The following is a 25,515-nucleotide window of genomic DNA, read 5'->3' on the forward strand; positions in this document are numbered from 1 at the left end:
GCAGCCTGGTTCTCATGTCGACCATCCTCACCGTGCTGACCAGCCACGCCTCCCTCGGCGAGACGGGCCGCCCGACCGGCTACTACGTCTCCGAGGCGGCCGAGCCGTGGCGCACCTTCACCGCCGCCGGCCACACCGTGGACCTCGCCTCCATCGCCGGCGGCACGCCCCCGTCCGACGGCGACTGGGACGGCTTCGAAGACTTCCGCCCGGTCGCGGCCGGCGGCACCCTGCCCGTCGCCGGTGCCGACCCGGCCCGCTACGACGCGGTCTTCCTGGCCGGCGGCCACGGCACCATGTGGGACTTCCCGACGTCGGGCGCCCTGGCCGCGCTCCTGGCGTCCGTGTACGCGCGCGGCGGCGTCGTCGGCGCGGTCTGCCACGGCCCGGCCGGCCTGACCGAGGTCGTGCTGCCCGGCGGCGCCCACCTCCTCGCGGGCCGCGAGGTCGCGGGGTTCACCGACGAGGAGGAGTCCGCTGTCGGCCTCACCGAGGTCGTACCGTTCTCGCTCCAGCAGCGCCTGACCGCCCGCGGCGCCGTGGTACGCCCCGGCCCGCCGTTCGCCGCGAACGTCGTCCGCGACGGCCGCCTCGTCACCGGCCAGAACCCGGCCAGCGCACAGGGCGTGGCCGAGGCGATCCTGATGGCCCTCTCAGCCTGACTCAGTACCGTCACAGTCGGTCACATCGAGGATCGCCGTATGACGATCCTCGATGCCCGGACCCTGCCGGCGTGGGCGGCCGCCGCCTGGTCCGCGGGCTACGGCGCGCTGGCCGTGACCTGGTGGGCCGGCCGCGGCGACTACCCGTTCGCCCGCGTCGACGACGCGCACAGCTCGCAGTCGCTCCTGGAGGGCACCGCACCGGCGGTCGTCGCCCCGATCATGGCCCTGGTGTGCCTGGCCGCCACGCTGCTGGGGGTGTACCTCGCCCGCGGCGGCCGGGCCCGCGCCGCGCTCGCCTTCGGCTGGACCCTCGCGGCGGTCCTGGCGCTCCTGCTGCCCGACTACTCGCTGCTGGCGTTCGTGGCCTTCGCACCGCTCCTGCTGGTCTTCGCCTTCACCGGCGTACCGGGCCCGCAGGACGGCCTGGGCGACATCATGTACTGGCACCGCACGAACCTGCTGATCCTCTTCGCGGGCGGCCTGCTGTGGGCGGCCGCGACCCTGCGGTCGTCCCGCCGCGCGGTCGCGTCCGCCACGCCCCCGGAGACCCTGCTGCGCCGGGGCCGCCGGGCCGTGTGGGTGGCCGTGCTGGCCCCGGTCCCGTACGAGGTCACGCGCATCGCCTGGTTCCTGGGCGTCCCGCTGGGCATCCCGCGCGACTTCCTCACGATGATGCAGTCCACGCACGGCATGCTGGAGGTCGGCCTGGGCTGCGCGGTGGCCTCGATCGGCGGCGGCGTCCTGACCCACGGCCTGGTCCGCCCGTGGGGCGAACGCTTCCCGCGCTGGACCCTGTGGTTGTCGGGCCGCCGGGTCCCGCCCCTGCTGGCGGTGGCACCGGCGATGCTTGTCGCGGTGGTACTGATCCCGGCCGGCCTGATGAACGCCCGCCTGCCGATCACCGCCTCGACCTGGGGCGTCACGGCGCCGGGCCTGCTGTGGGTGGTGTGGGGGGCGGCGCTGGGCACCGCCGCCATCACGTACCACTTGCGCCGCCGCCCCCGCTCCCCGTCCTGAGTTCTTCGCCCGGCTCCCCGTCCCTCGTTTCCGCGGCCGGCTCCCCGTCGCTCCTTTCCGCGGCCGGCTCCCCGTCCCTCGTTTCCGCGGCCGGCTCCCCGTCGCTCCTTTCCGCGGCCGACTCCCCGTCGCTCCTTTCCGCGGCCGACTCCCCGTCCCTCGTTTCCGCGGCCGGCTCCCCGTCGCTCCTTTCCGCGGCCGGCTCCCCTTCGCTCGTTTCCGCGGCCGGCTCAGTTCCCACGCCTCCGGAGGCCGAGGTCAACGGCGGCAGATCCCGCAACATCCGGAACGTCACCACGGCCAGCCCGACGAGCATCACCGCACAGACCGCCGCCACCACGTGCAGCCCCGCCGTGGACGCGTCCCGGGCCGCACCCAGCACCCGCTCCCCCATCGGCCCGGGCAGCGTCCCCGCAACGGCCGTAGCCTCCGTGACCGTGTCCCGGGCCCCACCGGCCGCATCCGGGGAGAGCCCACCCGGCAGCTCGACCACCGCCCGGTACACCGCCGTCCCGAGACTGCCGAGCAACGCAATCCCGAGCGCGTACCCGAACTCCCCACTGACCTCATTGAGCGCCCCCGCGGCCCCGGCCCGCTCCACCGGCGCCGCCCCGAGCACAATCCCGGTCGCGAGCGTGACCATCGGCCCCATCCCGAGATTCGTGACAATGAACGCCGCGATGATCGGCAAGGGCCCGGCCGAAGCCGGAATGAACACGACACTCGCCACCCCCGCCGCGGACAACAACAGCCCGCCGCCGATGAGCCACCCTTGCCGAACGCGCCGCGCAAGCAACGGCGATACCTGAAAACTGCCCGCGGTCGCGATAGCGGCGGGCAGAATCCAGAGCCCGGCATCGCGCGGCGAAAGCCCATCGACGAGCTGCAGATGCTGCGTGATGAACACCATCATGGCGCCGGTCAACATCGTGCCGACAAACATCCCACCGAGCGCCGTGGCAAACGCCCGATCGCGAAACAACCGAAGATCGAGCAACGGCTCCCGCCGCCGAACCCGCCGGCGCTCGCTCCCGCGGTAGCCGTCGCCATCGCTCCCGCCGCCGTCACCGCCGCCACCGTCACCGCCGCCACCGCCACCGCCGTCGCCGTCGCCGTCGCCGGTCACGTTCGTGTCAAACACGTCCGGCGCCTCCACCGCCGCGCCCCCTGCGCGCGCAGACTCATCCGCGTCGATCGCATTCGTCTCGAACGCGTTCCCCGCCCGCACGGACTCCGCCCCGCCCGGCACGAACGCATTCGTGGCGAACTTGCCCTCTGCGTCGGGCTCGGACGCGGCTTCGGCCGAGCGGATGTCCGCGCCGAGCTTGGTCTGGCGGCGCACGAAGACGACGGCCAGAGCTACCCCGACCAGCAGGGCCGCAACCGGCAGCGGGCGCCAGCCGTCACGGGCGAGCTCCTTCACGCCGTAGACCAGCGGAAGGATGGCGGCCAACGACAGGGCCACGCTCGGCAGGTCGAAGCGCCCCGCACCCGGATGCCGCTGCTCCGGCAGCAGCAGCGGACCAAGGATCAGCAGCAGAACCATCGGCGGTACGCCCAGCAGGAACGCCGACCCCCACCAGAAATGCTGCAACAGCAATCCACCGACGACCGGCCCGATGATCGCGCCGCTCATGAAGCAGACCATCCACACGCCGATCGCCAGGCCGCGGCGGCGCGGGTCCGGGAACAGACCGCTGATCAGGGCCAGAGCCGACGGGGCGAGGGTGGCCCCCGCGATACCGAGCAGGGCACGGGCGGCGATGAGCATGAGCGGCCCGGTGCTGTACGCGGCCACGATCGAAGCCGCCCCGAACGCCGCCGCGCCGAGCAGCAGGAGCCGCCGCCGCCCGATGCGGTCGCCCAGCGTGCCCATGGTGATCATGGAGCCGGACAGCAGGAACCCGTACACGTCGAGGATCCACAGCTGCTCGGTACTACTCGCGTGCAGGTCGGCGCCGATGCGGGGCATGGCCAGGAGCAGCACGAACACGTCGATCGAGACCAGCAGGGCCGGGAGGGCGAGCACGGCCAGGCCCAGCCAGGGTGAGCGCTTCATCATGCCAACCGGTCGACGCCGGCAAGCAGGGTTCGACATCCCTCGCGAGATTTCCGGCAATACCGAGCACTGACATCGCCCCCAGCCGACGCTGCCGGCCGGCCGATCGACCGCCGCGACGCGGGCCCCCGGGCGCAAGTGACGTGGACCGTCGGGCGTCGGCAACGCACGCCGTCGCCCCCGGCGACGCGGCCGGTCGACCGCCAGCGACACCGCCCCTCGTTTGCCGCAACACGGGTGGACCTGGATGTGGTCGACGGCGTCGATCTGGTCGATGAGGTATTGGGACAGCGCGCCGCTGACACAAACCCGCTGACACGAACCCGCCGCGCGGCGGGCGTGGGCCGGCGGTGCCGGGATTGCCGAATTAGCGGATTACTGGATTACTGGATTCGCTAATCCGGTAAATCGGGAGCGGTCACTCTCCGTGGCCGGAAGGCCCGCTCAATCCTGGAAGCGGACGTCCAGCCACGACGTGAAACCGTGCCAGGTGGCGGTCGGGTCGTGGCGTTGGTAATACTCCCCCGCCGTCTCGCCGCCCAGGCGGATCACCGCCGCCGTCGCGCAGCCGATCACCGTTGTCACCGTCAGGCCCTGCTGCGCGGAGTACCACAGCGGCAGCAACGGCTGCAGATGGTCCAGCTGGAGCTGGTTGTCCGGCAGCAGCACCGCGTCGGGGCTGAAGACCACGCCCAGCAGGAGGGACAGCGTCACCAGCAGCAGCATCCAGCCGACCACCGTGCGGGTGTACGGCGTGCGCCGCGGGATCGCCATCGCCGTGCCCGACAGCAGCCCGGCCAGGCCCGCGGCCAGCACCGACGCGCCCGTGAGGTGCACATAGACAGTCTCGATCAGCAGGGCCTCGTTGCGTGACCACGGGCCCAGGGCGTCGACCAGCCCCTCGTACCGCAGCAGCAGAAACCCCGCCGTGGCGGCCTGGCCGAGCTCCAGCACGGCGCACGCCGTCACCAGCCGGAAAGCCACCCGGACGGGATGCACACGCCGACGGTACGACGGTATAGGGCAGGATGGAGCCGACGTTTCGTAACGAAGGAGTCAAGCGCATGGCCCTGAGCAAGCCCGAAGTGACCCTGCCCGACGGTCCGCCGCCGGCCGACCTCGTCATCGAGGACATCACCGTGGGTGACGGCCCCGAGGCCGTGACCGGTCAGCAGGTGAGTGTCCACTACGTCGGGGTGTCGCTGTCGACCGGCAAGGAGTTCGACGCCTCGTGGAACCGCGGCGGCGCCTTCGACTTCGGCCTCGGCCGTGGTCAGGTCATCGCCGGCTGGGACCGCGGCGTGGCGGGCATGCGCGTCGGCGGGCGCCGCAAGCTGGTCATCCCGCCCCACCTGGGCTACGGCGACCGCGGCGCGGCCGGCGTGATCAAGCCCGGCGAGACCCTCGTGTTCGTCGTCGACCTGCTCGGCACCAACTGAGCCTCGGCCCGCAACGGAGGCCGGGAACCGCCGCGCGACCAAAACGCGGGACGCAGCGAAGACCGGAAATAGCTCCGAACCTGGTGGTCAACACCGGAAGAAGCACCCCCATTCCCGGCTGTCGGGACAAAATTCCCACAGCCGGGAATGCGGAAATTCACAGCCGTCCCACAGCGCACTCGGCAGATCGAGATGCGATGCTGGACCATCGGCGGCGGGCCGATGAGCGGGCATACGAAGGGGTGTGCAGATGACGATGCAGTCGGCGTCACCGCGGGCGAAGCGGATCCTGATGGTTGGAGCGCCGGGTGCCGGAAAAGGCACCCAGGCCGACGCGATCGCGAAGCAGTTCGGCATCACGCACATCGCGAGCGGCGACCTGCTGCGCAAGCACATCTCGGACGGCACGACCATCGGCAAGACCGTCGAGGACATCGTCAACAAGGGCGAGCTGGTCCCGGACGCCGTGATCATGGACATGCTGCGCAAGCCCGTCCTGTCCGCCAGCGAGACCGGCGGCTACGTGCTGGACGGCTTCCCGCGCACGGTCGAGCAGGCCGAGGCCGCGTACCGCACCGCCGGCAGCCTCGGCGTCGGCGTCCAGATCGCCGTGCACCTGGAGGTGCCCGAGGAAGAGCTGATCCGCCGCATGCTGGCCCGGGCCCGCGGCGCGGACGACACCGTGGACGTCATCCGGCACCGGATCAAGGTGTACGAGGAGAAGACCCGCCCGCTGCTGGAGTACTACCAGTCCCGCGAGCTGCTCATCCAGGTCAACGGGGCCCGCCCGGTGTCCGAGGTGACGTGGTCGATCATCGTGCAGCTGCAGCGCGCCTTCAAGCGCCCCAACACGCACGTACGTCAGGCCACCGCCGACAAGGCAGTGGCCTGACCAACCGCAAAAGCCACCAAACGCCCTAAAGCCTCAAAAGGACCAAAATCCTCAAAGGGCCCGGAAGCCGACGCTACGAGGCCAGCGCGGCCGACACGACCCCCTGCGCCTCCTGCTGGATCAGCGCGAGGTGCTCGGGCCCCTTGAAGGACTCCGCGTACACCTTGTAGACGTCCTCGGTCCCCGACGGCCGCGCCGCGAACCACCCCGAGCCGGTGACCACCTTTAGCCCCCCGATGGCGGCCCCGTTCCCCGGGGCCTCCGTCAGCTTCGCCGTGATCGGCTCCCCGGCCAGCGACGTGGCCGTCACCTGCGACGGCGACAGCTTGCCGAGCACCGCCTTCTCCTGCCGGGTCGAGGCGACGTCGAGCCGCGCGTACGCCGGCTCACCGTGGCGCCCCACCAGGTCCCGGTAGTGCTCCGACGGCGTGCGGGACGTGCGGGCCAGGATCTCCGACGCGAGCAGGCACAGCAGGAGGCCGTCCTTGTCGGTCGTCCACACCGACCCGTCGCGGCGCAGGAACGACGCCCCGGCGCTCTCCTCCCCGCCGAACCCGACCGTGCCGTCCAGCAGCCCGGGCACGAACCACTTGAACCCGACGGGCACCTCCACGAGGGTCCGGCCGAGGTCGGCGGCCACGCGGTCGATCATCGACGACGACACCAGGGTCTTGCCGATCGCCGCGCCGAGCGGCCAGCCGGAGCGGTTGCGGTACAAATAGTCGATCGCGACCGCGAGGAAGTGGTTGGGGTTCATGAGCCCCGCGTCGGGGGTGACGATCCCGTGACGGTCCGCGTCCGCGTCGTTACCGGTGGCGATCTGGTAGTCGGCGCGGCGCCCGATGAGCGACGCCATCGCGTTCGGTGACGAGCAGTCCATCCGGATCTTGCCGTCCCAGTCGAGGGTCATGAACCCGAACGCCGGGTCGACCACCGGATTCACCACGGTCAGGTCGAGGTTGTACCGCTCCCCGATGTACGCCCAGTACGCCACGCTCGCCCCGCCCAGCGGGTCGGCCCCGATCCGCACCCCGGCCGCGGCCACGGCCTCGAGGTCGATGACCGAGCCGAGGTCGTCGGCGTAGGAGGCGAGGAAGTCGTACCGCTGCGTCGTCTCCGCCGCCAGCGCCCGCGCGTAGGTGACGCGCCGGACCCCGTCCAGGCCGCCGCGCAGCAGCTCGTTCGCGCGGTCCTGGATCCACTTGGTCACGTCGGTGTCGGCCGGGCCGCCGTTGGGCGGGTTGTACTTGAAGCCACCGTCCTCCGGCGGGTTGTGCGACGGGGTGACCACGACCCCGTCGGCCCCCCGGTGCCGGTTGGTGAGGATCGCGTGCGACACCGCGGGCGTGGGCGTGAAGCCGTCCCGGCTGTCGATGAGCACGCTCACCCCGTTGGCCGCGAACACCTCCAGGGCGCTCACGGTCGCGGGCTCGGACAGCGCATGGGTGTCCCGCCCCAGGAACAGCGGGCCGGTGTACCCCTGGGCCGCCCGATAATCGCAGATGGCCTGGCTGGTCGCGACGATGTGGTCCTCGTTGAACGAGCCGCGCAGGCTCGAACCCCGGTGACCGGAGGTCCCGAACGCGACCTGCTGGGCGGGGTCGGCCGGATCGGGGTGCACGGCGTAGTAACTGGTGATCAGCCGCGGCACGTCGACGAGATCGGAGCGCTGCGCGGGCTGACCGGCGCGGGGATGGACGGACATGGCCAATACGTTGCCACGTCCCAACGCCCGGCACACGGCGGACGGGGCAGCGGGCGCAACCCGCGCCGCCGTACACTGCCGCCGTGACAACGACGACGATGTATGCCAGGGTCGGCGGGGGCCCGGCCGTCAAGCAGGTCGTCGACCTGCTCTACACGTGGATTCTGGCCGACGAGCAGCTCAGCCCGTACTTCGAGGACGTCACGGTGCACGAGCTCAAGCGGCACATGGCGGCCCTGCTGGCGCAGGTGCTCGGCGGCCCGCAGGAGTACGGCGGGCGCGAACTCGGCCCCGCCCACGACGGCCTGCACATCACCGAGGAGCACTACACCCGGGTCGTCGACCTCGCCCTCGCCGCGCTGTTCAAGGCCCACGCCCCGCGCGACGTGGTGGCCGCGGTCGAGGACACGCTCAACGCGGTCCGCGCGGAGATCGTGACCGCCTAGGATCGACCCCATGACCTGGGTCGCACCGCAAGCACCGCCGTTCGGAGGTTCGCTCGTCGCCGACGAGCGGACCCTGCTCGAGGGCTGGCTCGACTGGCAACGGGCGGTGCTGGCCGGCAAGTGCACGGGCCTGACCGGCGCCGAGCTCGCCGAGCCGTCGGTCCCGCCCTCGACGATGTCGCTGCTGGGCCTCGTGCGCCACCTCACCGACGTCGAGCGCGAGTGGTTCCACGCCCGCTTCCACGGGCGCACGGTGCAGTACCAGTACCGGCGCCCCGACGCCAAGGACGCCGCCTTCGACGAGGTCGACCCCGCCCACGCCGAGCGGGACTACACCCGGCTCATCGACGAGTGGCGCTCGTCGCGCGCGGCGGTCGCGGACAGCCGCCTGGACGACGCCTTCGAGGACGCCCAGCGCGGCCCGATGTCGCTGCGGGCGGTGTACCTGCACCTCATCCAGGAGTACGCCCGGCACAACGGCCACGCGGACCTGCTGCGCCAGCGCATCGACGGCGAGACCGGCTGAGCCCGGAGCGACCATCGAAAAGGCCGGCGGGACCAGCGGAAGCCGGCGAGACCGGCCGAGCCCGCGGCGGGCGGGCTCAGCCGAGCCGTCGTCCGTCACCTTCGCTTGCTGGCCACCATCCCCGGCCGCATGGCGACCAGCCCAAGGCAGACCGTGATGACGCCGATCACGATGTTGTTCGCGATCGTGCCGCCCGTGGCGTACCCGCGCAGGATGACGAACGGCGCGACGATCGTCCACACGCCGAGCACCACCGGCAGCCACGCCAGGCCGTGCGTACGGCCGTAGGCGACGGCGAACCCGCCCGCGAGGACGGCGATCGCGATGCCGCAGATGAAGTTGTTGACGGACAGGTTCGCCTCGAAGGGCGGGAACCCCACGATCCACGGTGAGACCGCGAGGTAGAGCCCCGCCAGCATCAGGGCGCCGTCGGTGATGCGCGCGGCGGGCGTCTCCGCCACCTGGTCGTACCGTGCGCGCATTTCGACGATGTCCGGATGCCCTTCGAGGTCTGCGATGGGTCGGACCATGACGACCCCCTTCCGGTCGGATGAGGGTTGGACTAACCCGAGACGCGTGGAACTAACACTCTTGCCGGGCTGAACTATTGCGGACCGGACGCGGCGGGCCGGCGCTGCGAACGCCCTGCTCCGCCACGTCCGGCTGGTTTCGCGTGGGAGCCGCGAGTGGGGGTTCGGCATCACCTCCATGGCTGTCGATGGGTGCGGTGACGGTAACGCCGCTTGTCCCGGGAGCGCTCCCATGCCAGAATCCACGTCACCTCGCGGATGGGAGCCGCCGGGGCACTGCCAGCAATGCCGTTGCCACCCAACGCCATTGCGCTGTGCGGTGCCTGCCCCCCGGTTCGTAACTTTCACGAGGAGCGAGATGACCACACCCCAACGCGGGCCGAAACGCCGGCTCCGCGCGTTGGCCGTCGGCGCACTGATCGCCGCCAGCTTTGTCGCACTGCCGGCCGGCACCGCCCATGCCGCGACCGGCTGCTCGGTGGTGTACAGCGTGCGCAGCCAATGGCCGACCGGCTTCACCGGCGACCTGGTCGTCACCAACCTGGGTGACGCCGTGTCCAGCTGGAACGTCACCTGGACCTACGCCGGGAACCAGACCGTCACGCAGAGCTGGAACGGCGACTTCACCCAGTCCGGCAAGAACGTGACGATCAAGAACGCGGCCTGGAACGGCAACCTGCCCTCGGGCGGGACGGTCAACCCGGGCTTCAACGCCAGCTACAGCGGCACGAACACCAACCCGACGAGCTTCTCGCTCAACGGCACCCCGTGCACGGGCCCGAACCAGGCCCCGTCCGTCTCACTGACGGCCCCGGCGGCGAACACCCGCTACTCGGCGCCGGCCACGATCCCGATGACGGCCACGGCCACGGACCCGGACACCGGCGACTCGATCGCGAAGGTCGAGTTCTACCACGACGGGCTGCTGCTGGGCTCCGACACCACCGCGCCGTTCACGTACAACTGGACCGGCGTGCCGGCCCAGACGGCGGCGTACAGCCTGCAGGCCAAGGCCTACGACAGCAAGGGCGCGGTGGGCACCTCCACCGCGGTGCCGGTCTTCGTCGACCCGGTCACCGGGCCGTCGATCATCGCCACGCCCACCTCGCTGAGCGTGCCCGAAGGCGGCTCCGCCACCTTCGCGGTCAAGCTGAACCAGGCGCCGACGGCGAGCGTGACGGTGGCGGTGGCCAAGACCGGCGACACCGACATCACCGCCACCCCGGCCTCGCTGAGCTTCACCACCGCGAACTGGAACACCGCGCAGACGGTGACCCTCGCGGGGGCGCAGGACGCGGACACGACGAACGGCACGGCGACGCTCACGCTGAGCGCCACCGGCTGGCAGTCGGCGACGGTCACCGCGAACGAGAGCGATGACGACGTGGCCGGCGGCGTGTACGTGCAGCGCTTCCTGGAGCAGTACACCAAGATCCACGCGAACGGGTACTTCTCCTCGGAGGGTGTCCCGTACCACGCGATCGAGACCCTCGTCGTCGAGGCGCCCGACTGGGGCCACGAGACGACCTCGGAGGCCTTCAGCTTCTGGATCTGGATGGAGGCGCAGTACGGCCGGGTGAAGGGTGACTGGGCCCCGTTCAACAAGGCCTGGGACACGATGGAGAAGTACATCATCCCGACCCACGCCAACCAGACCACCGGCGGCTACAACGCCAGCGACCCGGCGGACTACGCCCCCGAGGCCGACCAGCCCAGCCTGTACCCGCAGCAAGGTGGTCACCTGGACTCGTCCATCAAGGTCGGCGCCGACCCGCTGTACAGCGAGCTGACGTCGACGTACGGCAACACCGACGTGTACGCCATGCACTGGATCGAGGACGTCGACAACGTCTACGGCTACAGCTCCTGCACCCCGGTGGCCGGCTCGAAGGTGTCGTTCATCAACACGTACCAGCGCGGCCCGCAGGAGTCGGTGTGGGAGACCGTCGCCCACCCGTCCTGCGAGACGTTCGCCTACGGCGCCAAGCAGAACGGCGGGTACCTGCCGCTGTTCATCGACGGCACCCCGGCGAAGCAGTGGCGCTACACCGACGCCCCGGACGCCGACGCCCGCGCGGTCGAGGCGGCCTACTGGGCGCTGCAGTGGGCCACGGCCCAGAACAAGCAGGCCGACGTGGCGGCGACCGTCGCCAAGGCGGCGAAGATGGGTGACTACCTGCGCTACGCGATGTACGACAAGTACTTCAAGAAGCCGGGCTGCACCTCGCCGACCTGCGCGGCCGGCACCGGCAAGGACTCGGCGGCGTACCTGATGTCCTGGTACTACGCCTGGGGCGGCGACGCGGGCGGCCAGTGGGCGTGGCGGATCGGTTCCAGCCACAACCACCAGGGCTACCAGAACCCGCTCGCGGCGTGGGCGCTGTCCAACGTCTCGGCGCTGACCCCGAAGTCGCCGAGCGCGAAGGCCGACTGGCAGACCAGCCTGGGCCGCCAGCTCGAGTTCTACCAGTGGCTGCAGTCGTCCGAGGGCGCTTTCGCCGGCGGCGCGACGAACAGCTGGGGCGGCAACTACTCGGCCCCGCCGGCCGGCACGCCGACGTTCTACGGCATGGCCTACGACGTGCAGCCGGTGTACCACGACCCGCCGTCGAACCAGTGGTTCGGCTTCCAGGCCTGGTCGATCGAGCGCGTGGCGGAGTACTACTACGCGACCGGTGACGCCAAGGCCAAGACGATGCTCGACAAGTGGGTCAGCTGGGCGATCGCGAACACCACCTTCGCGGCGAACGGCGACTTCAAGATCCCGGACACGCTGTCCTGGACCGGCGCCCCGGCCACCTGGAACCCGTCCAGCCCGGCCGCGAACACCAACCTGCACGTCTCGGTCGTGAGCACCGGCACCGACGTCGGCGTGGCCGCCGCGTACGCCCGGCTGCTGACGTACTACGGCGCCAAGGCGAACAACACCTCGGCGAAGACGACGGCCAAGAAGCTGCTGGACGGCATCTGGCTGCACACCGACACGCAGGGTGTGGGCATTCCGGAGACCCGGACGGACTACAACCGCTTCGACGACGTGTGGTCCTCGTCCAACCAGCAGGGTCTGTACATCCCGTCGGGGTACAGCGGCGTCATGCCCAACGGTGACGTGATCGCCCCCGGCAAGTCCTTCCTGGACATCCGCTCCTTCTACAAGAACGACCCGAACTGGCCGGCCGTGCAGTCGTACCTCAACGGCGGCTCGGCCCCGACGTTCACGTTCCACCGGTTCTGGGCCCAGTCCGACATCGCCATGGCGATGGCCGACTACGGCCTGCTGATCGGCTCCTAGGCACGACCGGGCGCCCCGCCGCACGGCGGGGCGCCCACCCCGATCGACACGTCGGAAATTTCCGACGTATAGTCGGCGCATGCCCGAGACCGCCGTCTTCGCGGCGCTGGCCAGCCCGGTCCGCCGCCAGGTCCTTCAGGTGCTGCGCGACGAGGGCCCCCAGCCCGTGGCCGCCCTGTCGGCCCGCTTCGACCTCGCCCGCCCGAGCTTCTCGGAGCACCTCAAGGTGCTGCGGGACGCGGGCCTCGCCAGCCAGACACGCCAAGGGCGGCAGCGGGTGTACCGTCTGGAGCCCGCCGCGCTCCAGGACGTCCGCGCCTGGCTCGAGCCGTTCGAGCACTTCTGGGCCGCCCGGCTCGCCGGCCTCGGCGCCGTCCTCGACGAGCTGCCGTGACCGGTCCGGAGCGAAGCGGGGAGGGGGCGTGACCGAGCTCGCCACCGACACGTTCTACCCGCACCCGCCGGCCAAGGTGTGGCGCGCGCTCACCGAGCCGGACCTGATCGCCCGCTGGCTGATGCCCGGCGACTTCCGCCTCGAGGCCGGCCACCGGTACCGCATGCAGGTCCCGCCGCTGCCCGCCGCCGGGTTCTCCGGCACCGTCGACGCCGAGGTGCTCGGCTTCGAGCCCGGGCGCTCGCTGCGCGTGGCCTGGACCGATGCCGTCAGCGGCGAGACGTGGACGCTCGCCTGGACCCTGCACGCCGAGGGCCACGGCACCCGGCTCTTCCTGCACCAGACCGGCGGCCCGGGCCTCGAGCGCGCCGCCGGCATCATGCGCGGCGGCTGGCGCGGCCGGATCGCCGGACGACTCTCGGAGGTACTGCATGGGCTCTGAAAAGACACAGGCCACGTCGGCTGAGACGCGGTCGGCCGGCGGCGGCTCTGTGGCCCGGGACTACGCCGAGCTGGCCGACGGCTTCCTGGCCCGCATCCGCGCCGTGCCCGCCGGGGCCTGGGACAACCCGAGCCCCTGCCCCGGCTGGACCGCCCGCGACGTGGTCGCCCACCTCGTCAACGGCCACCGCGGCTTCCTGTTCATGGCCGCCGGCCCGGCCCCCGCGCCGGCCGACGGCGTCGGGGTCGGCCCGATGGCCGGCGCCCCGCCCGTCGCCCCCGGGGCCGACCTGGCCGCCGCGTTCGCGCACGTCCGCGACGATATGCTGGCCATGCTCGCCGACCCGGCGCGGACCGCGCTCCGGCTGCCCGGCGGGCCGATGGGCGCCGTGCCCATCCCGCAGGCCGTGTCCGTCGTCGGCAGCGTGGAGGTGCTCGTGCACACCTGGGACCTGGCCCGCGCCACCGGCGGCGACGAGACCCTCGACCCGGCGCAGGTCGCGCGGGTGCACGCCGCCGCCGGGCCCTACGCGGCCGGCCTGCTCGCGACCGGCGCGTTCGACCCGCCGGTCGAGCCGCCCACCGGCGCCGACGCCCAGACCCGCTTCCTGTGTTTCCTGGGGAGACGACCGTGACCCGGGACGAGCTGCTCGAGCACTGCCTGGCCCGGCCCGGCGCCTGGGAGGACCAGCCGTGGGAGGGCGACGTGGTGGTCAAGGTCGGCCCGAAGATCTTCGCGTTCATCGGCGCGGAGACCGTCGGGGTGAAGTGCGCGCCGAGCCGTGAGGCGGCCGACGAGTGGCTGCACCGGTACCCCGGCGACGCCTCCGCGATGGCGTACATCGGCCGCTCGGGCTGGAACTCGCTGCGGATCGCCGGCGCCATCCCCGACGAGGAGCTCTACGAGGCCGTCGACGAGTCCTACCGCTGGGTGGTGTCCAAGCTGCCCAAGCGGGACCGTCCTCAGACGTCGTAGGCGGTGAGCGTATTCCCGGCCGCCACGCACAGCCGCGACCCCGACCCGGCGAGCTTGTAGGCCTCGGGCTCGTCGAGCTGCTTCGTGCGCCTTCCGGTCGCCGGGTCGACGATCGCGACCCCGTCCACGGTCGCCACGCACACCCGGTCGCCCAGGGCGATGATGTCGGCGAAGTCCCAGTCGAAGTTCCACCGCTCGGCGCCGTTGCCCGGGTCGAGCCCGGTGAGCCGGCCGCTCTCGTGCACGGCGACGATCCCGCGGCCGGTCAGCAGCGGCGCGCCGTCGGCCAGGAAGCCGCCCGGCGCGTCGTAGCTCCAGCGCTGCTCCCCCGACGCGGCGTCGAACGCGTGCACGGACTCGTTGCGGTACAGGTAGTCGTCGTCGACGTACCGCATCCCGAGCGCCACCACGAGCGGCCCGAGGGCCACCGGGCGGCCGTAGACGTGGCCCTCGGCCGCGGCCACGCCCCAGGTGCGGGTGCCCGCCGCGGCGTCGTGGGCGGCGAGCTCGTGCGCGGCGGCGAGGACGGTGCCGCCCGCGGCGAGCAGGTCGAACGGGCCGTCGGCGGCGGTCACCGGCTGCCGCCACGCGTCCGCCGGGCCGGAGAAGCCGGTCAGGCCGCGGCCGCCGGTGCCGTCGGCGACGGTCACGACCGCGCCCCGGTCGGTCAGGACGACGTCGCCGAGGTACCCGTTGAACGCCCGCCGCCAGCGCTCCCGGCCGTCGCCGAGGGCGGCCACGCGCACCTGGGCGGCGCCGCTCTCCTGGGTGCGGAGCACGAACGCGTCCCCGGCCGCCCGGATCGGCGCGTCGCCGGCCCGGCTGGTCTGCACCGTGTTGCGGCCGAGCTCCTGCCGCCAGCGCACCTGCCCGTCGCCGGCCCCGTAGGCGGTCAGCCCGTTGCCCAGCGCGAGCACCGTGTCGCCCGCGACCAGCAGCGCGTCGGGCTGGTCGGGCAGCGTCACCCGCCAGCGCCGCCCGTCCGACACGGCGCCGGGCACGGAGGGGCTCTCGTCGGCGCGGAGGGCGTACCAGGCCCCGGCGCCGCCCACCGCGAGCGCCCCGGCACCGGCGGCGGCGACCCGAAGCAGGGTGCGGCGATCCATCCGGCGATCGTACGGCCGCGGGCGTGTCGAATCCGCGCCGCCCCGTTCGTCGTCAGCAGGCAGGCACCGGACCGACGAAGGGATTCCACCATGGCGAAGTACCTCCTGCTGATCTACGGCGACGAGCAGCGCTGGGACGCCGAGACGGCCGAGCAGCGCACCGCGAAGGACGCGGGCCACCGGGCGTTCGCCGCCGCGGCCGGCCCGCGCCTGGTGTCCGGCCACGAGCTCGAGTCGTCCGCGACCGCGACGACGCTGCGCTCCACCACCGGCGAGCGGCCCACCCCGACCGACGGGCCGTTCCTGGAGACGAAGGAGGCGCTGGGCGGCTTCTACGTCGTCGACGCCCCCGACCTGGACGCCGCGCTGGCCCTCGCCGAGCGGCTGCCGGAGCTGGCGGCGGGCCACGGCGGCGTGGAGGTCCGGCCGATCGTGGACCACGGGTGACGGTCACCGCGGCCGTGGAGCGGGCCCACCGGGAGGAGTGGGCCCGCGTCCTGGCCGTCACCGTCCGCCTCACCCGCGACCTCGACCTGGCCGAGGAGTGCGTCCAGGACGCCTTCGCCCAGGCCCTGCGGGTGTGGCCGGAGGCCGGCGTCCCGGACCGGCCCGGGGCCTGGCTGACCACTGTCGCCCGCAACCGCGCCCTGGACCGCCTGCGCCGCGAGGCCCACCTGCGCCGGATGCTGCCGGAGCTGGTCACCGACGAGGTCGCCCCGCCCGCCGACGACCGGCTCGGGCTCATCCTCATGTGCTGCCACCCGGCGCTGTCCCGCGACGCCCAGGTCGCCCTCACCCTGCGGCTGGTCGGCGGCCTGTCCACGGCCGAGGCGGCCCGGGCCTATCTGGTACCCGAACCGACGATGGCGGCCCGCATCACGCGAGCCAAGCGCAAGATCGCCGCCGCGCGGATCCCGTTCCGGGTGCCCGGCCCGGCCGAGCTGCCGGCCCGCGTCTCGGCCGCCTGCGAGGTCGTCCACCTCGTCTTCACCACCGGGCACACCGCCCCCGCCGGCCCCCGGCTGCAGCGCGCCGACCTGATCGACGGCGCCGTGGCCGTCGCGCGGATGCTGCGCCTGCTGCTGCCCCGCGACACCGAGGTCGCCGGCCTGCTCGCGCTCCTGCTGCTCGTCGACGCCCGCCGCGATGCCCGCACCGCCCCGGACGGGCGGATGCTGCTGCTGGCCGAGCAGGACCGCACGCGCTGGGACGCCGGGCGCATCGCCGAGGGCACCGCGCTGCTCGGCGAGGCGCTGCGCCGCCCGCCGACCCGGTGGGCCGTGGAGGCCGCGATCGCCGCCGTGCACGCCGAGGCGCCTACGTGGGAGGCGACCGACTGGAACGAGATCTGCGGCCTGTACGACGCACTGCTCGCCCTATGGCCCTCGCCCGTCGTGCGGCTCAACCGCGCCGTGGCCCTCGGCCTGCGCGACGGGCCCGCGGCCGGCCTGGACGCCCTCGAACCGCTCCTGGACGAGCCCGCACTGGCCGGGTACGGCTACCTCGCCGCCGCCCGGGCCGACTTCCTGCGCCGGCTCGGGCGCCGCGCCGACGCCGCCCTGGCCTACGCCGAGGCCCTGGCGCTGACCGACAACGAGGTCGAGCGCGCCTTTCTGGCCGGGCGGCTCGAACAGGTACGGTGCAACGAATAATCGGCGCAAAACGTCTGGACCAGTGCACGGCGCACCGAACCTGACGGAGGATCCTTGACGAGCATGTCCCGCCGCCGCCTCATCGGCGCCGGCCTGGCCACGGTGGCGACGGGCCTACTCGCCCGAGATGCCACTGCCCCGCACCCGGGCGAGTCAAACCTGTCGGCGTCCCCGCCGCCGATGCTGCTGCCGCCGCCGGCCCGGCCGTCGCCCTCCGCGAGCCCGTCGGCGGGCCCGGCCCCGCTGAGCAGGCCGGTGTACACGCTCAAGGAGTTCCGCCAGTTCGTCCCCGGCCCCGACTTCGCGCCCAACGCCGTGGCCCTCACCATCGACGACGGCCCGCACCCGGCCTGGACCCCCGAGGTGCTGCGGCTGCTGGAGCGCCACCAGGTGCCGGCCACGTTCTGCCTCATCGGCAACCAGGTCCTCGGCCACGAGGCGGTCGCGCGCAGCGTGGCCGAGGCCGGGCACCAGGTCGCCAACCACACGTGGAGCCACCCGGCCCAGCTCGCCACCATGCCGCCGGAGCAGGTGCGGCAGGAGCTCGACCGGGCCCAGGAGAAGATCCACGAGACCACCGGCCAGACGCCCACGATCTTCCGCGCCCCGGGCGGCGCGTGCTCGCCGGCGGTGTTCGCGGAGGCGGCCCGGGCCGGGATGACCCCGGTGAACTGGGACCGGGACCCGCGGGACTGGACCCGGCCGGGCACGCCGGCGATCACCGAACGGCTCCTCGGGGCCCGGGCCGGCGACATCCTGCTGTGCCACGACGGCGGGGGCGACCGCTCGCAGACGCTGGCCGCGCTGCGCACGGTCATCCCGGCCCTGCAGTCGCGGGGCCTGCGCTTCGTCGCCCTACGCTGAGGCCCGCCGGACCACGGACCGGGCGGCCTGCGGGGTGTCCGCGGCCAGGGCGGCCTTGGCGATCCGGCGGCACTCCTCCAGGGTGTGCGCGGCGAGGGACTCGCGCACCGCCGGGATGCTGCGCGGCGCCATCGACAGGCTGGAGATGCCCAGCCCGGTGAGGACCAGCGCGAAGTCCGGGTCGGCGGCCGACTCGCCGCACACCCCGACCGGCTTGCCCGCCTCCAGGCCGGCCGCCGCGCAGGCGGCGATGAGCGCGATGAGCGCGGGCTGCCACGGGTCGAGCAGCTCCGCCAGGTCACCGGCCATCCGGTCGGCGGCGAAGGTGTACTGGCTCAGGTCGTTGGTGCCGAGGCTGAGGAAGTCCACGTCGCGCAGGATCGCCGGGGCCCGCAGCGCCGCCGCCGGCACCTCGATCATCACGCCGGCCGAGGGCAGGCCGTGGGCCCGGCAGGCGGCGGCGAACTCGGCGGCCTCGGCGGCGGTGGCGACCATCGGCGCCATCACCCACACGTCGGCGGTGTTCGCGGCGGCGGCGGTGGCGACCGCGGCGAGCTGGGTCGAGAGGACCTCGGGGCTGCGCCGGGCGACCCGCAGGCCGCGCACGCCCAGGGCCGGGTTCGGCTCGTCGGCCATGCGCAGGAACGGCAGCGGCTTGTCGGCCCCGGCGTCGAGGGTGCGCACCACGACCTTCCGGCCGGGCAGCGCCGCGAACACCGCGGCGTAGGCGGCGACCTGCTCCTGCTCCGAGGGCGGGTCGGCGCGGTCGAGGTACAGCAGCTCGGTCCGGAACAGCCCGACGCCCTCGACCTCGCCGGTCAGGTCGCGCGCGGAGCCGATGTTGGCCAGCAGCGCGACCGGGTGCCCGTCGGCGGTGCGCCCCGGCCCGGACGACGCCGACTGCCGGGCACGCCGCGCGACGGCCTCGGCGTTGACGGCCGCCGCCTCCTCCGGGGACAGCCCGACCGCCACGGCCCCCGAGGCGCCGTCGACCGACACGACCGTCAGGTCGGCGATGCCGGCAACGCCGACGCAGCGCACGACGGCCGGGATGCCGAGCATCCGGGCCAGGATCGCGGTGTGGCTCGTCGGGCCGCCCTCCGCGGTGACCAGCCCCAGCACCACCGCCGGGTCCAGGCCCGCGGTGTCGGCCGGGGCCAGGTCCCGGGCGACCAGGATGAACGGGTGGCCGGGCGACGGGATGCCCGGCATCGGCAGGCCGAGGCAGGCCGAGACCAGCCGGTCCCGCAGGTCGTCGAGGTCGGCGACCCGCTCGGCCAGGTAGCCGCCGGCCGCCTCGAACGCCGCCCGGTGCTCGGCCAGGGCCGCGGCGAGGGCGTGCGGGGCGGCCGCGCCGGCCTCGATCGCCGCGTCGGCGGCGTCGGTCAGCATCTCGTCGGTGGCCATGAGCACCTGGGCCCGCAGCACCTCGGCGACGGCCGCCTCGGCCGCGGCGTCGGCCCGGCGGGTGAGCTCGGCGGCGACCGCGGCGACCGCGGCGCGGACCGCGGCCCGCTCCGCCTCCGCGTCGACGACGGCGGGCGGGGGCGGCAGCGACGGCGGCGGGGCCAGGCGCAGTACCGGGCCGGCCGCGCGCCCGGGCGAGACGCCGATGCCGGACAGCTCAGGCATCGGGGGCGTCCAGGTCGCGGGCGAGCAGCGCGGCGAGCTCGTCCAGGGCGGCGTCCGCCCCGTCGCCGCTGGCCTCGAGGGTGACTTCCGTGCCCTGCTTGGCGCCGAGGGACAGCACGCCAAGCATGCTACGGGCCGGCACCGGTTTCTTGGCCCCTTCGGTGCTGATGGTCACGGGGACGGGCTGCTTCGCCGCGGCGGCGACGAACAGGGCGGCGGGGCGGGCGTGCAGGCCGCTGGCCGAGCCGACGACGACGGTCCGGATGGGCACGGGGGTACCTCCTTGGGGCTGTGTCGAAGTGGGGGTCGGAGCGAGGCGAGGCTCAGGCGTCGGCTGGGGCCGCGCCGGGCGCGCCCCGATACCGGGGTTGTATCGGGGTGTGACCGGCGCGGGTCCAGACGGCGTCTGAGTCCGCCCGCAGCCCGGCCATCCACTTCGACACAGCCCCTACGGCTCGACGGTTACCTTGATCGCCTCGCCGCGGGCCACGATGCCGAACGCGTCGAGCGCGTTCTCCAGCGGCAGCCGGTGGGTGATGAGGTCGGCGACGGGGACGGCACCGTCGGCGATGAGCCGCAGCGCCTCCTTGTTGTGGGCGGGGCTGGAGCCGTTGGCGCCGACGATGGTCAGCTCGCGGTAGTGCACGAGGTTGGAGTCCAGGGCGATGACCGGCTTGTCCTTGGGCAGGCCGCCGAAGAAGCTGATCCGGCCCTGCCGCGCGGTCATCTGCACCGCCTGCTCCTGGGCCGCGCCGGCCGCGGCGGCGGTGATGACGACGTCGGCGCCCCGGCCCTCGGTGAGCTTCAGCACCGCGTCGACCACGTCCGTCTCCGCGCCGCACATCGCCGCGTCGGGCCGCACGAGGTTCGCGGCCAGGTCGAGGCGCTCGCGGTTGAGGTCCACCAGGAACACGCGGGCGGCGCCGCGGGCCCGGGCCAGCCGCACGTGCAGGCAGCCGATCGGGCCGGAGCCCATGACCACCACGTCGTCGCCCTCGCCCACGCCGGCCAGATTCTGCCCGTTGAGCACGCAGGCGAGCGGCTCGGCGACGGAGGCCTCGGCGAAGCTCAGCCCGTCGGGGATGCGGTTGAGGCCGTCGACGGCGAGCACGTTCGGCGGCACGATCATGTACTCGGCGAAGCCGCCGTCGAAGTGGTACCCCATCGACACCTGGTTGGGGCAGACCGTCATCCGGCCGCGGCGGCACTCGCCGCAGCGCCCGCACGGGATCGCGGCGATGACCTGGACCCGGTCGCCGGGCTCCCAGCCGTCCACGTCGGCGCCCGCCTCGACGACCTCGCCGGCGATCTCGTGGCCCATGACCCGCGGCGGCACGATGTGGTGATGGCCGAAATTCAAGATCTTGACGTCGGTACCGCAGGTCGAGCACGCCCGCACCCGGATCTTCACGTCGCCGCGGCCCGGCGACGGCTCGGGGGCGTCCTCGATGCGGACGTCACCGGGGGCGTGGAACCGTACAACTCTCACGATCGCTCCATAACCAGCAGATTGAGCACTTCGTCGGCGGTGGTCGCCCCGCGCAGGCGGGCCGCCTGGTCGGGCTCCATGAGGATCTCGGCGAGCGCGGCGAGGATGTCCACGTGACCGTCGCCGGCGGCGGCGATCGCGACGCACACGCGCACGTCCTCGCCGCCCCAGTCGACGCCGTCGGGGAACGCGAGCACCGCCAGGGCGTCGCGCACCACGGTCTCCTTGCTGTTGAGGGTGCCGTGCGGGATCGCGACGCCCTCGCCGATGTACGTGGAGACGCTCTGCTCGCGCTCGAGCATCGCCTCGACGTACGCCGGGCCGACCGCCCCGATCTCGACCAGCACCTCGCCGCAGCGGCGGACGGCCTCGTCCCGCGATCCGGCCCGCTCGCCGAGCCGGATCGCGTCGCGGGCGAGCAGGTCACCCACTGAGTTCACCGCCGCGCTGCACCACCTGCACGACGCGGGTGACGGCCGGGTCGCCGATGAACACCTGGAACGCGATGATCACCTTGTCGGGGGCGCTGACCCGGGCCCGGGCGGCGAGGCCCTGGTGGCACAGCACGACGTCGGCGTCGGCCGGGATCGAGTTGACCGGGGTGTGCTCGACGACGACCGCGTTCTTGGCGAGCTGGCGCTTGAGCTGGCTGGCGAGCATCACGCTGCTGCCCATCCCCGCGTCGCAGGCGACGACGACCTTCTTGATGTCGGTACCGTTGATGCTCGGCATCGGGTTCACGCCTCCTGGCGGCTGAGCTTGGCCTGCACGTTCTCGGCCTCGTCGGGGTTGACGACGGTCTCCTCGTCCGGCCCGATCGCCTGGTCCTCCGCGGGTTCGCCGCGTCCGAAGCCCAGCAGGACCGAGGCGACCGCGAACGTGACCGCGGCGGCGACGAAGATGCCGAGGAGCACGACGAAGTAGCCGCCCTTGGGGGTGACCGCCATGTACGCGAAGATGCTGCCCGGCGACGGGGTGGCGACCAGGCCGGCGCCGGTGAGCATGAACGTGCCGACGCCCGCGGCCCCGCCGCAGATCATGGCGAGGATCAGCTTCGGCTTCATGAGCACGTACGGGAAGTAGATCTCGTGGATGCCGCCGAGGAACTGCACGATGATCGCGGCCGGCACGCTCGGGCGCAGGTTGCGCGGGCCGAACAGGAAGAACGCGAGCAGCAGGCCGAGGCCCGGGCCGGGGTTCGACTCGATCATGAACAGGATCGACTTGCCCTTGTCGGCCGCCTCGGCGACGCCCAGCGGGCCGAACACGCCGTGGTTGATGGCGTTGTTGAGGAAGAGCACCTTGGCCGGCTCGACCACGATCGAGGTCAGCGGCAGCAGGTCGTGCCCGACGAGCCAGTCGGCGCCCTTGCCGGCCTGCTTGGTCAGCCACTCGACGACCGGGCCGACGCCGTAGAGGCCGCCGATGGCCATCGCGCCGCCGATGATGCCGGCGCTGAAGTTGTCGACGAGCATCTCGAAGCCGGGCCGGATGCGGTTCTCGACCAGGCCGTCCCACAGCTTGAGGATGTACGCGGCCAGCGGGCCGATCATCATGGCGCCGAGGAACATCGGCACGTCGGCGCCGATCACGATGCCCATGGTGGCCACGGCGCCGACGACGGCACCGCGCTGGCCGTGCACCAGCCGGCCGCCGGTGTAGCCGATGAGCAGCGGCAGCAGCACGGTGATCATCGGGCCGACCAGCTGCGCGATGTGCGCGTTGGGAATCCAGCCGGTCGGGATGAACAGGGCGGTGATCAGACCCCAGGCGATGAACGCGCCGATGTTCGGCATGACCATCGCGGCGAGGTAGCCGCCGACTCGTTGCACGGAGGCTCGGAATCCCGAGCCGGTGACCTGGGGTGTGTAACTCGACACGGGGTGTCTCCTTCAGGAGGGCGGACCGGAGAGCAGCGGGCGGAGCTCGTCCGGGCGGGGGTGGATGGTGACGTTGTGGCGGATCAGGTCGGCGGGGCCGGGCATCCTGCTGCCGGGCAGGCTGACCGCGGCGGCGCCCCAGGCGAGGCCCTCGGCGAGCGCGGCGGCCCCGCGCGCGCCGGCGGCGAGGAACCCGGCGAGCAGGGCGTCGCCGGCGCCGACGGTGCTGCGCGGCCGGGCGACCGGGCAGGTGCCGGTGACGACCCCGTCGGCGTCGACGAGGACCGCCCCGTCGGCGCCGAGGCTGGCCAGGACGGTCTGTGCGCCCCACGTGCGCAGCTGTTGCGCCGCGGCGACGACGTCGCCGAGGTCGGCCAGGGGGGCGCCGACGACCTCGGCCAGCTCGTCGCGGTTGGGCTTGAGCAGCGTGGCGCCGGCGGTCGCGGCCTCGCGCAGGGCCGGGCCGCTGGTGTCCACGGCGACCCGGATGCCGGCCGCGCACAGCCGGCGGCACAGCTGCGCGTAGGCGTCGGCGGGCAGCCCGGGCGGCACGCTGCCGCAGAGCACGACCCAGTCCGCGGAGCCGGCCCGGGTCAGCACGCGCTCGGTGATCTCGTCGAACTCGGCCCGCACGAGCTTCGGGCCGGGCTCGTTGACCTTGGTGACGGTGCCGTCGGGCTCGGCGAGGGTGATGTTGGAGCGCGTGCGGCCGGAGATCGGCACGGCGAGGACCTCGACGCCCTCGGCCTTGAGCAGCCGTACGAGCTGGCCGCCCTCGTCGCCGCCGCAGGGCAGCACCGCGACCGACGGCAGGCCGTTGGCCAGCAGCGCCCGGGACACGTTGACGCCCTTGCCGCCGGGGTCCAGGTGGGCCCCGGTGGCCCGGATGACCTCGCCCCGCGCCAGCCGGCCCACGTCCATGGCCCGGTCGAGGCTCGGGTTGAGCGTGACCGTCACGATCATGCCCGCACCACCCCGGGTCTGGCCGCGTGCGGCGCGTTCATGCCCGCACCACCCGGACGCCGGTGGCCTCGATGTCCCCCACGAGGTCGTGGTCGGCGCGGCCGTCGGTGACGAACAGGTCGACGTCCGCGAGCTCCCCGAACCGGGCCAGGTAGTCGTTGCCGAGCTTGGTGTGGTCGGCCAGCAGGACCGTGCGCCGGGCGGCGCGGATCATGGCCCGCTTGACCGCGGCCTCGGCCGGGTCGGGCGTGGTCAGCCCGCGCTCGACCGAGACGCCGTTGGTGCCGAGGAACGCCACGTCGACGTAGAGGTCGGCGAGGGGCCGCAGCGACCAGTCGTCGACGGTGGCGAGGGTCTTGCCCCGCACCCGGCCGCCGAGCAGCAGCACGTTGAGGTTGGCGCGGGGGCCCAGCGCGGTGGCGATGACCGGCGAGTTGACCACGACGGTCAGCTCCCGGTCGGTGGGCAGCAGGTTCGCGAGCTTGCTGGTGGTGGTGCCGGCGTCGAGGATGATGGCCCCCTCCTCGGGGACCTCGGCGAGCGCGAGCTTGGCGATGCGCTCCTTCTCCTCCACGAGCACCGCGTCGCGGGTGGCGAGGGCGGGCTCGAAGCCGATGCGCTCGACGGGGATCGCCCCGCCGTGCACCCGGCGCAACACGCCGGCCCGTTCGAGCGTGGTGAGGTCGCGGCGGATCGTCTCCGACGTGACGTTGAGCTCGTCGGCCAGCCCGGCCACCTCGACCCGCCCCTGCTCGCGGGCGATGCGCACGATGGCCTGCTGCCGCTCCTCGGCGTACATGATGTGGTTTCACCGCCGTTTCGATTTGCTTGTGTTTTGTTTACGCCCGTTTGTGTGGGCCGTCAAGAGTTGAACCACAGAAACCCACACCGGCCACCCCAGCAACCAGACCACCAGCGCAAACGCCACGAACTGCGTCATCCCCTGCAGCGCCCCGGTCCGCTCGGGCACCCCCATCCACCACCGGCCGCCCTGCAGCAGCCCGACCGCGACCGCCCCGGCGAGCAGCGCCTTGCCCCACTCGCGCCACTCGTACCTGACCCGTTCGGGCCCGCGCTTCGGGATGACCCGCGGTGGCGGCCCCCCGGCGAACCGCCGCGCGAACCGGACGTCGGCCCACCGCACCATCGAGGGCCCGAACACCACCGAGAACCCCAGGAACACCGCCGCGACCGCGTGCGCGCGCCCGGCCACACCCCCGCCGCGCAGGTCCATCGCGGCGACGACGAGCAGCACGACGTCGACGAGGGCGGTCGCGGCGAGCAGGACGGCCCCGGCCCGCCGGCGCCGCAGCAGGTACCGGCACGCCAGCCCCGCCCCGAGCAGCACCCAGAAGGCGATCTCACATCCGACGATCCAAGCGATAAGCATGCCCTCGAGCCTCGCCGCCGCACCGGCCCGGCGCGTCGGCAGTACTGAGGGTTCGCCTACATCCTTTGTCGCACCGGCGGCCGTTCGGCCGATGACGACCGGCCGCTCCGCGGCGTTACGGTCATCGATGGAAGCCGCGCCCGCGACAAAGGAGTCG

General features: G+C 73.2%; 28 protein-coding genes. 14 read left to right on the forward strand and 14 right to left on the reverse strand.

Going from position 1 to position 25,515, the window contains the following annotated elements; genetic code table 11:
- Positions 1 to 14: 14 nt before the first annotated feature.
- Positions 15 to 662 carry a type 1 glutamine amidotransferase domain-containing protein gene (locus tag ACPPVO_RS29785; RefSeq protein ID WP_426514438.1) on the forward strand — a complete coding sequence of 216 codons (648 nt, stop codon included), beginning with the start codon at positions 15 to 17 and terminating at the stop codon, positions 660 to 662.
- A gap of 39 nt (positions 663 to 701) precedes the next feature.
- On the forward strand, positions 702 to 1,682 hold the full coding sequence (locus ACPPVO_RS29790; protein ID WP_426514439.1) for an NYN domain-containing protein: 981 nt from the start codon (positions 702 to 704) through the stop codon (positions 1,680 to 1,682).
- Here ACPPVO_RS29790 and ACPPVO_RS29795 read toward each other — a convergent pair.
- Together ACPPVO_RS29795 and ACPPVO_RS29800 are read right to left on the reverse strand one after the other, a co-directional pair.
- Positions 1,642 to 3,744, reverse strand: coding sequence for an MFS transporter (locus ACPPVO_RS29795; protein ID WP_426514721.1), 2,103 nt, complete (start codon positions 3,742 to 3,744; stop codon positions 1,642 to 1,644). The genes ACPPVO_RS29790 and ACPPVO_RS29795 overlap by 41 nt on opposite strands.
- 441 nt (positions 3,745 to 4,185) lie before the next feature.
- Positions 4,186 to 4,740 carry a hypothetical protein gene (locus tag ACPPVO_RS29800; RefSeq protein ID WP_426514440.1) on the reverse strand — a complete coding sequence of 185 codons (555 nt, stop codon included), beginning with the start codon at positions 4,738 to 4,740 and terminating at the stop codon, positions 4,186 to 4,188.
- 65 nt (positions 4,741 to 4,805) lie between these two features.
- On the opposite strand from ACPPVO_RS29800, the gene ACPPVO_RS29805 reads away from it, so the two are divergent.
- Both ACPPVO_RS29805 and ACPPVO_RS29810 read left to right on the forward strand, forming a co-directional pair.
- The gene (locus ACPPVO_RS29805; protein WP_360371606.1) at positions 4,806 to 5,180 is read left to right on the forward strand and encodes an FKBP-type peptidyl-prolyl cis-trans isomerase; all 375 of its coding nucleotides are present in this window, start codon (positions 4,806 to 4,808) and stop codon (positions 5,178 to 5,180) included.
- A 250-nt stretch (positions 5,181 to 5,430) separates the two neighbouring features.
- Positions 5,431 to 6,072, forward strand: coding sequence for an adenylate kinase (locus tag ACPPVO_RS29810; RefSeq protein WP_426514441.1), 642 nt, complete (start codon positions 5,431 to 5,433; stop codon positions 6,070 to 6,072).
- A gap of 73 nt (positions 6,073 to 6,145) precedes the next feature.
- Here ACPPVO_RS29810 and pgm read toward each other — a convergent pair whose 3' ends face one another.
- Positions 6,146 to 7,777 carry a phosphoglucomutase (alpha-D-glucose-1,6-bisphosphate-dependent) gene (pgm, locus tag ACPPVO_RS29815; RefSeq protein WP_426514442.1) on the reverse strand — a complete coding sequence of 544 codons (1,632 nt, stop codon included), beginning with the start codon at positions 7,775 to 7,777 and terminating at the stop codon, positions 6,146 to 6,148.
- An 83-nt stretch (positions 7,778 to 7,860) separates the two neighbouring features.
- Here pgm and ACPPVO_RS29820 point away from each other — a divergent pair, with 83 nt between their 5' ends.
- Together ACPPVO_RS29820 and ACPPVO_RS29825 are read left to right on the forward strand one after the other, a co-directional pair.
- Positions 7,861 to 8,223 (forward strand): group I truncated hemoglobin, encoded by a 363-nt coding sequence (locus tag ACPPVO_RS29820; protein ID WP_426514443.1) that lies wholly within the window; start codon positions 7,861 to 7,863, stop codon positions 8,221 to 8,223.
- 10 nt (positions 8,224 to 8,233) lie between these two features.
- Positions 8,234 to 8,749, forward strand: coding sequence for a DinB family protein (locus ACPPVO_RS29825; RefSeq protein ID WP_360371618.1), 516 nt, complete (start codon positions 8,234 to 8,236; stop codon positions 8,747 to 8,749).
- A gap of 95 nt (positions 8,750 to 8,844) precedes the next feature.
- On the opposite strand, the gene ACPPVO_RS29830 is transcribed toward ACPPVO_RS29825, so the two are convergent.
- Positions 8,845 to 9,279 (reverse strand): SPW repeat protein, encoded by a 435-nt coding sequence (locus ACPPVO_RS29830; RefSeq protein ID WP_426514444.1) that lies wholly within the window; start codon positions 9,277 to 9,279, stop codon positions 8,845 to 8,847.
- 358 nt (positions 9,280 to 9,637) lie between these two features.
- Here ACPPVO_RS29830 and ACPPVO_RS29835 point away from each other — a divergent pair, with 358 nt between their 5' ends.
- The 5 genes from ACPPVO_RS29835 (at position 9,638) to ACPPVO_RS29855 (ending at position 14,382) form a co-directional block, all read left to right on the forward strand.
- A complete protein-coding gene (locus ACPPVO_RS29835) occupies positions 9,638 to 12,571 on the forward strand; it encodes a glycoside hydrolase family 48 protein (RefSeq protein ID WP_426514445.1) in 2,934 nt (977 codons plus the stop codon).
- 79 nt (positions 12,572 to 12,650) lie between these two features.
- Positions 12,651 to 12,965, forward strand: coding sequence for an ArsR/SmtB family transcription factor (locus tag ACPPVO_RS29840; protein ID WP_426514446.1), 315 nt, complete (start codon positions 12,651 to 12,653; stop codon positions 12,963 to 12,965).
- Between the two features lie 28 nt (positions 12,966 to 12,993).
- Positions 12,994 to 13,407: an SRPBCC family protein gene (locus ACPPVO_RS29845; protein WP_426514447.1), complete on the forward strand. Its 414-nt coding sequence runs from the start codon at positions 12,994 to 12,996 to the stop codon at positions 13,405 to 13,407.
- Positions 13,397 to 14,041: a TIGR03086 family metal-binding protein gene (locus ACPPVO_RS29850; protein WP_426514448.1), complete on the forward strand. Its 645-nt coding sequence runs from the start codon at positions 13,397 to 13,399 to the stop codon at positions 14,039 to 14,041. The genes ACPPVO_RS29845 and ACPPVO_RS29850 overlap by 11 nt, the downstream gene beginning before the upstream one ends.
- On the forward strand, positions 14,038 to 14,382 hold the full coding sequence (locus ACPPVO_RS29855) for an MmcQ/YjbR family DNA-binding protein (protein WP_426514449.1): 345 nt from the start codon (positions 14,038 to 14,040) through the stop codon (positions 14,380 to 14,382). Before ACPPVO_RS29850 ends, ACPPVO_RS29855 begins: the two co-directional genes overlap by 4 nt.
- Here ACPPVO_RS29855 and ACPPVO_RS29860 read toward each other — a convergent pair.
- Entirely contained in the window at positions 14,370 to 15,488 is a 1,119-nt protein-coding gene (locus ACPPVO_RS29860) for a PQQ-binding-like beta-propeller repeat protein (RefSeq protein WP_426514450.1), read from the reverse strand. The genes ACPPVO_RS29855 and ACPPVO_RS29860 overlap by 13 nt on opposite strands.
- A gap of 90 nt (positions 15,489 to 15,578) precedes the next feature.
- Between ACPPVO_RS29860 and ACPPVO_RS29865 the strand changes: the two genes are divergently transcribed.
- The 3 genes from ACPPVO_RS29865 (at position 15,579) to ACPPVO_RS29875 (ending at position 18,004) form a co-directional block, all read left to right on the forward strand.
- Positions 15,579 to 15,935 carry a YciI family protein gene (locus tag ACPPVO_RS29865; protein WP_426514451.1) on the forward strand — a complete coding sequence of 119 codons (357 nt, stop codon included), beginning with the start codon at positions 15,579 to 15,581 and terminating at the stop codon, positions 15,933 to 15,935.
- Positions 15,932 to 17,140 carry an RNA polymerase sigma factor gene (locus tag ACPPVO_RS29870; protein ID WP_426514452.1) on the forward strand — a complete coding sequence of 403 codons (1,209 nt, stop codon included), beginning with the start codon at positions 15,932 to 15,934 and terminating at the stop codon, positions 17,138 to 17,140. The genes ACPPVO_RS29865 and ACPPVO_RS29870 overlap by 4 nt, the downstream gene beginning before the upstream one ends.
- 63 nt (positions 17,141 to 17,203) lie before the next feature.
- Positions 17,204 to 18,004, forward strand: a complete 801-nt coding sequence (locus ACPPVO_RS29875) for a polysaccharide deacetylase family protein (RefSeq protein WP_426514722.1) — start codon at positions 17,204 to 17,206, stop codon at positions 18,002 to 18,004.
- Here ACPPVO_RS29875 and ptsP read toward each other — a convergent pair.
- From ptsP to ACPPVO_RS29920, 9 genes are all read right to left on the reverse strand, one after another.
- The gene (ptsP, locus tag ACPPVO_RS29880; protein WP_426514453.1) at positions 17,996 to 19,636 is read right to left on the reverse strand and encodes a phosphoenolpyruvate--protein phosphotransferase; all 1,641 of its coding nucleotides are present in this window, start codon (positions 19,634 to 19,636) and stop codon (positions 17,996 to 17,998) included. The genes ACPPVO_RS29875 and ptsP overlap by 9 nt on opposite strands.
- Positions 19,629 to 19,907 (reverse strand): HPr family phosphocarrier protein, encoded by a 279-nt coding sequence (locus ACPPVO_RS29885; RefSeq protein WP_426514454.1) that lies wholly within the window; start codon positions 19,905 to 19,907, stop codon positions 19,629 to 19,631. The genes ptsP and ACPPVO_RS29885 overlap by 8 nt, the downstream gene beginning before the upstream one ends.
- 177 nt (positions 19,908 to 20,084) lie before the next feature.
- Positions 20,085 to 21,125, reverse strand: a complete 1,041-nt coding sequence (locus ACPPVO_RS29890) for a zinc-dependent dehydrogenase (RefSeq protein ID WP_426514455.1) — start codon at positions 21,123 to 21,125, stop codon at positions 20,085 to 20,087.
- On the reverse strand, positions 21,122 to 21,556 hold the full coding sequence (locus ACPPVO_RS29895) for a PTS sugar transporter subunit IIA (protein ID WP_360389225.1): 435 nt from the start codon (positions 21,554 to 21,556) through the stop codon (positions 21,122 to 21,124). Before ACPPVO_RS29895 ends, ACPPVO_RS29890 begins: the two co-directional genes overlap by 4 nt.
- The gene (locus ACPPVO_RS29900) at positions 21,549 to 21,857 is read right to left on the reverse strand and encodes a PTS lactose transporter subunit IIB (protein ID WP_426514456.1); all 309 of its coding nucleotides are present in this window, start codon (positions 21,855 to 21,857) and stop codon (positions 21,549 to 21,551) included. The genes ACPPVO_RS29895 and ACPPVO_RS29900 overlap by 8 nt, the downstream gene beginning before the upstream one ends.
- 5 nt (positions 21,858 to 21,862) lie before the next feature.
- Positions 21,863 to 23,005 carry a mannitol-specific PTS transporter subunit IIC gene (gene mtlA / locus ACPPVO_RS29905; protein WP_426514457.1) on the reverse strand — a complete coding sequence of 381 codons (1,143 nt, stop codon included), beginning with the start codon at positions 23,003 to 23,005 and terminating at the stop codon, positions 21,863 to 21,865.
- Positions 23,006 to 23,017: 12 nt separating this feature from the next.
- On the reverse strand, positions 23,018 to 23,968 hold the full coding sequence (pfkB, locus tag ACPPVO_RS29910; protein ID WP_426514458.1) for a 1-phosphofructokinase: 951 nt from the start codon (positions 23,966 to 23,968) through the stop codon (positions 23,018 to 23,020).
- A 37-nt stretch (positions 23,969 to 24,005) separates the two neighbouring features.
- Positions 24,006 to 24,767 (reverse strand): DeoR/GlpR family DNA-binding transcription regulator, encoded by a 762-nt coding sequence (locus ACPPVO_RS29915; RefSeq protein ID WP_426514459.1) that lies wholly within the window; start codon positions 24,765 to 24,767, stop codon positions 24,006 to 24,008.
- Between the two features lie 9 nt (positions 24,768 to 24,776).
- On the reverse strand, positions 24,777 to 25,358 hold the full coding sequence (locus ACPPVO_RS29920) for a hypothetical protein (RefSeq protein ID WP_426514460.1): 582 nt from the start codon (positions 25,356 to 25,358) through the stop codon (positions 24,777 to 24,779).
- Between the last annotated feature and the right edge of the window lie 157 nt (positions 25,359 to 25,515).

Origin of the sequence: Dactylosporangium sp. McL0621 (assembly GCF_049995355.1) — a bacterium.
GTDB lineage: Bacteria > Actinomycetota > Actinomycetes > Mycobacteriales > Micromonosporaceae > Dactylosporangium.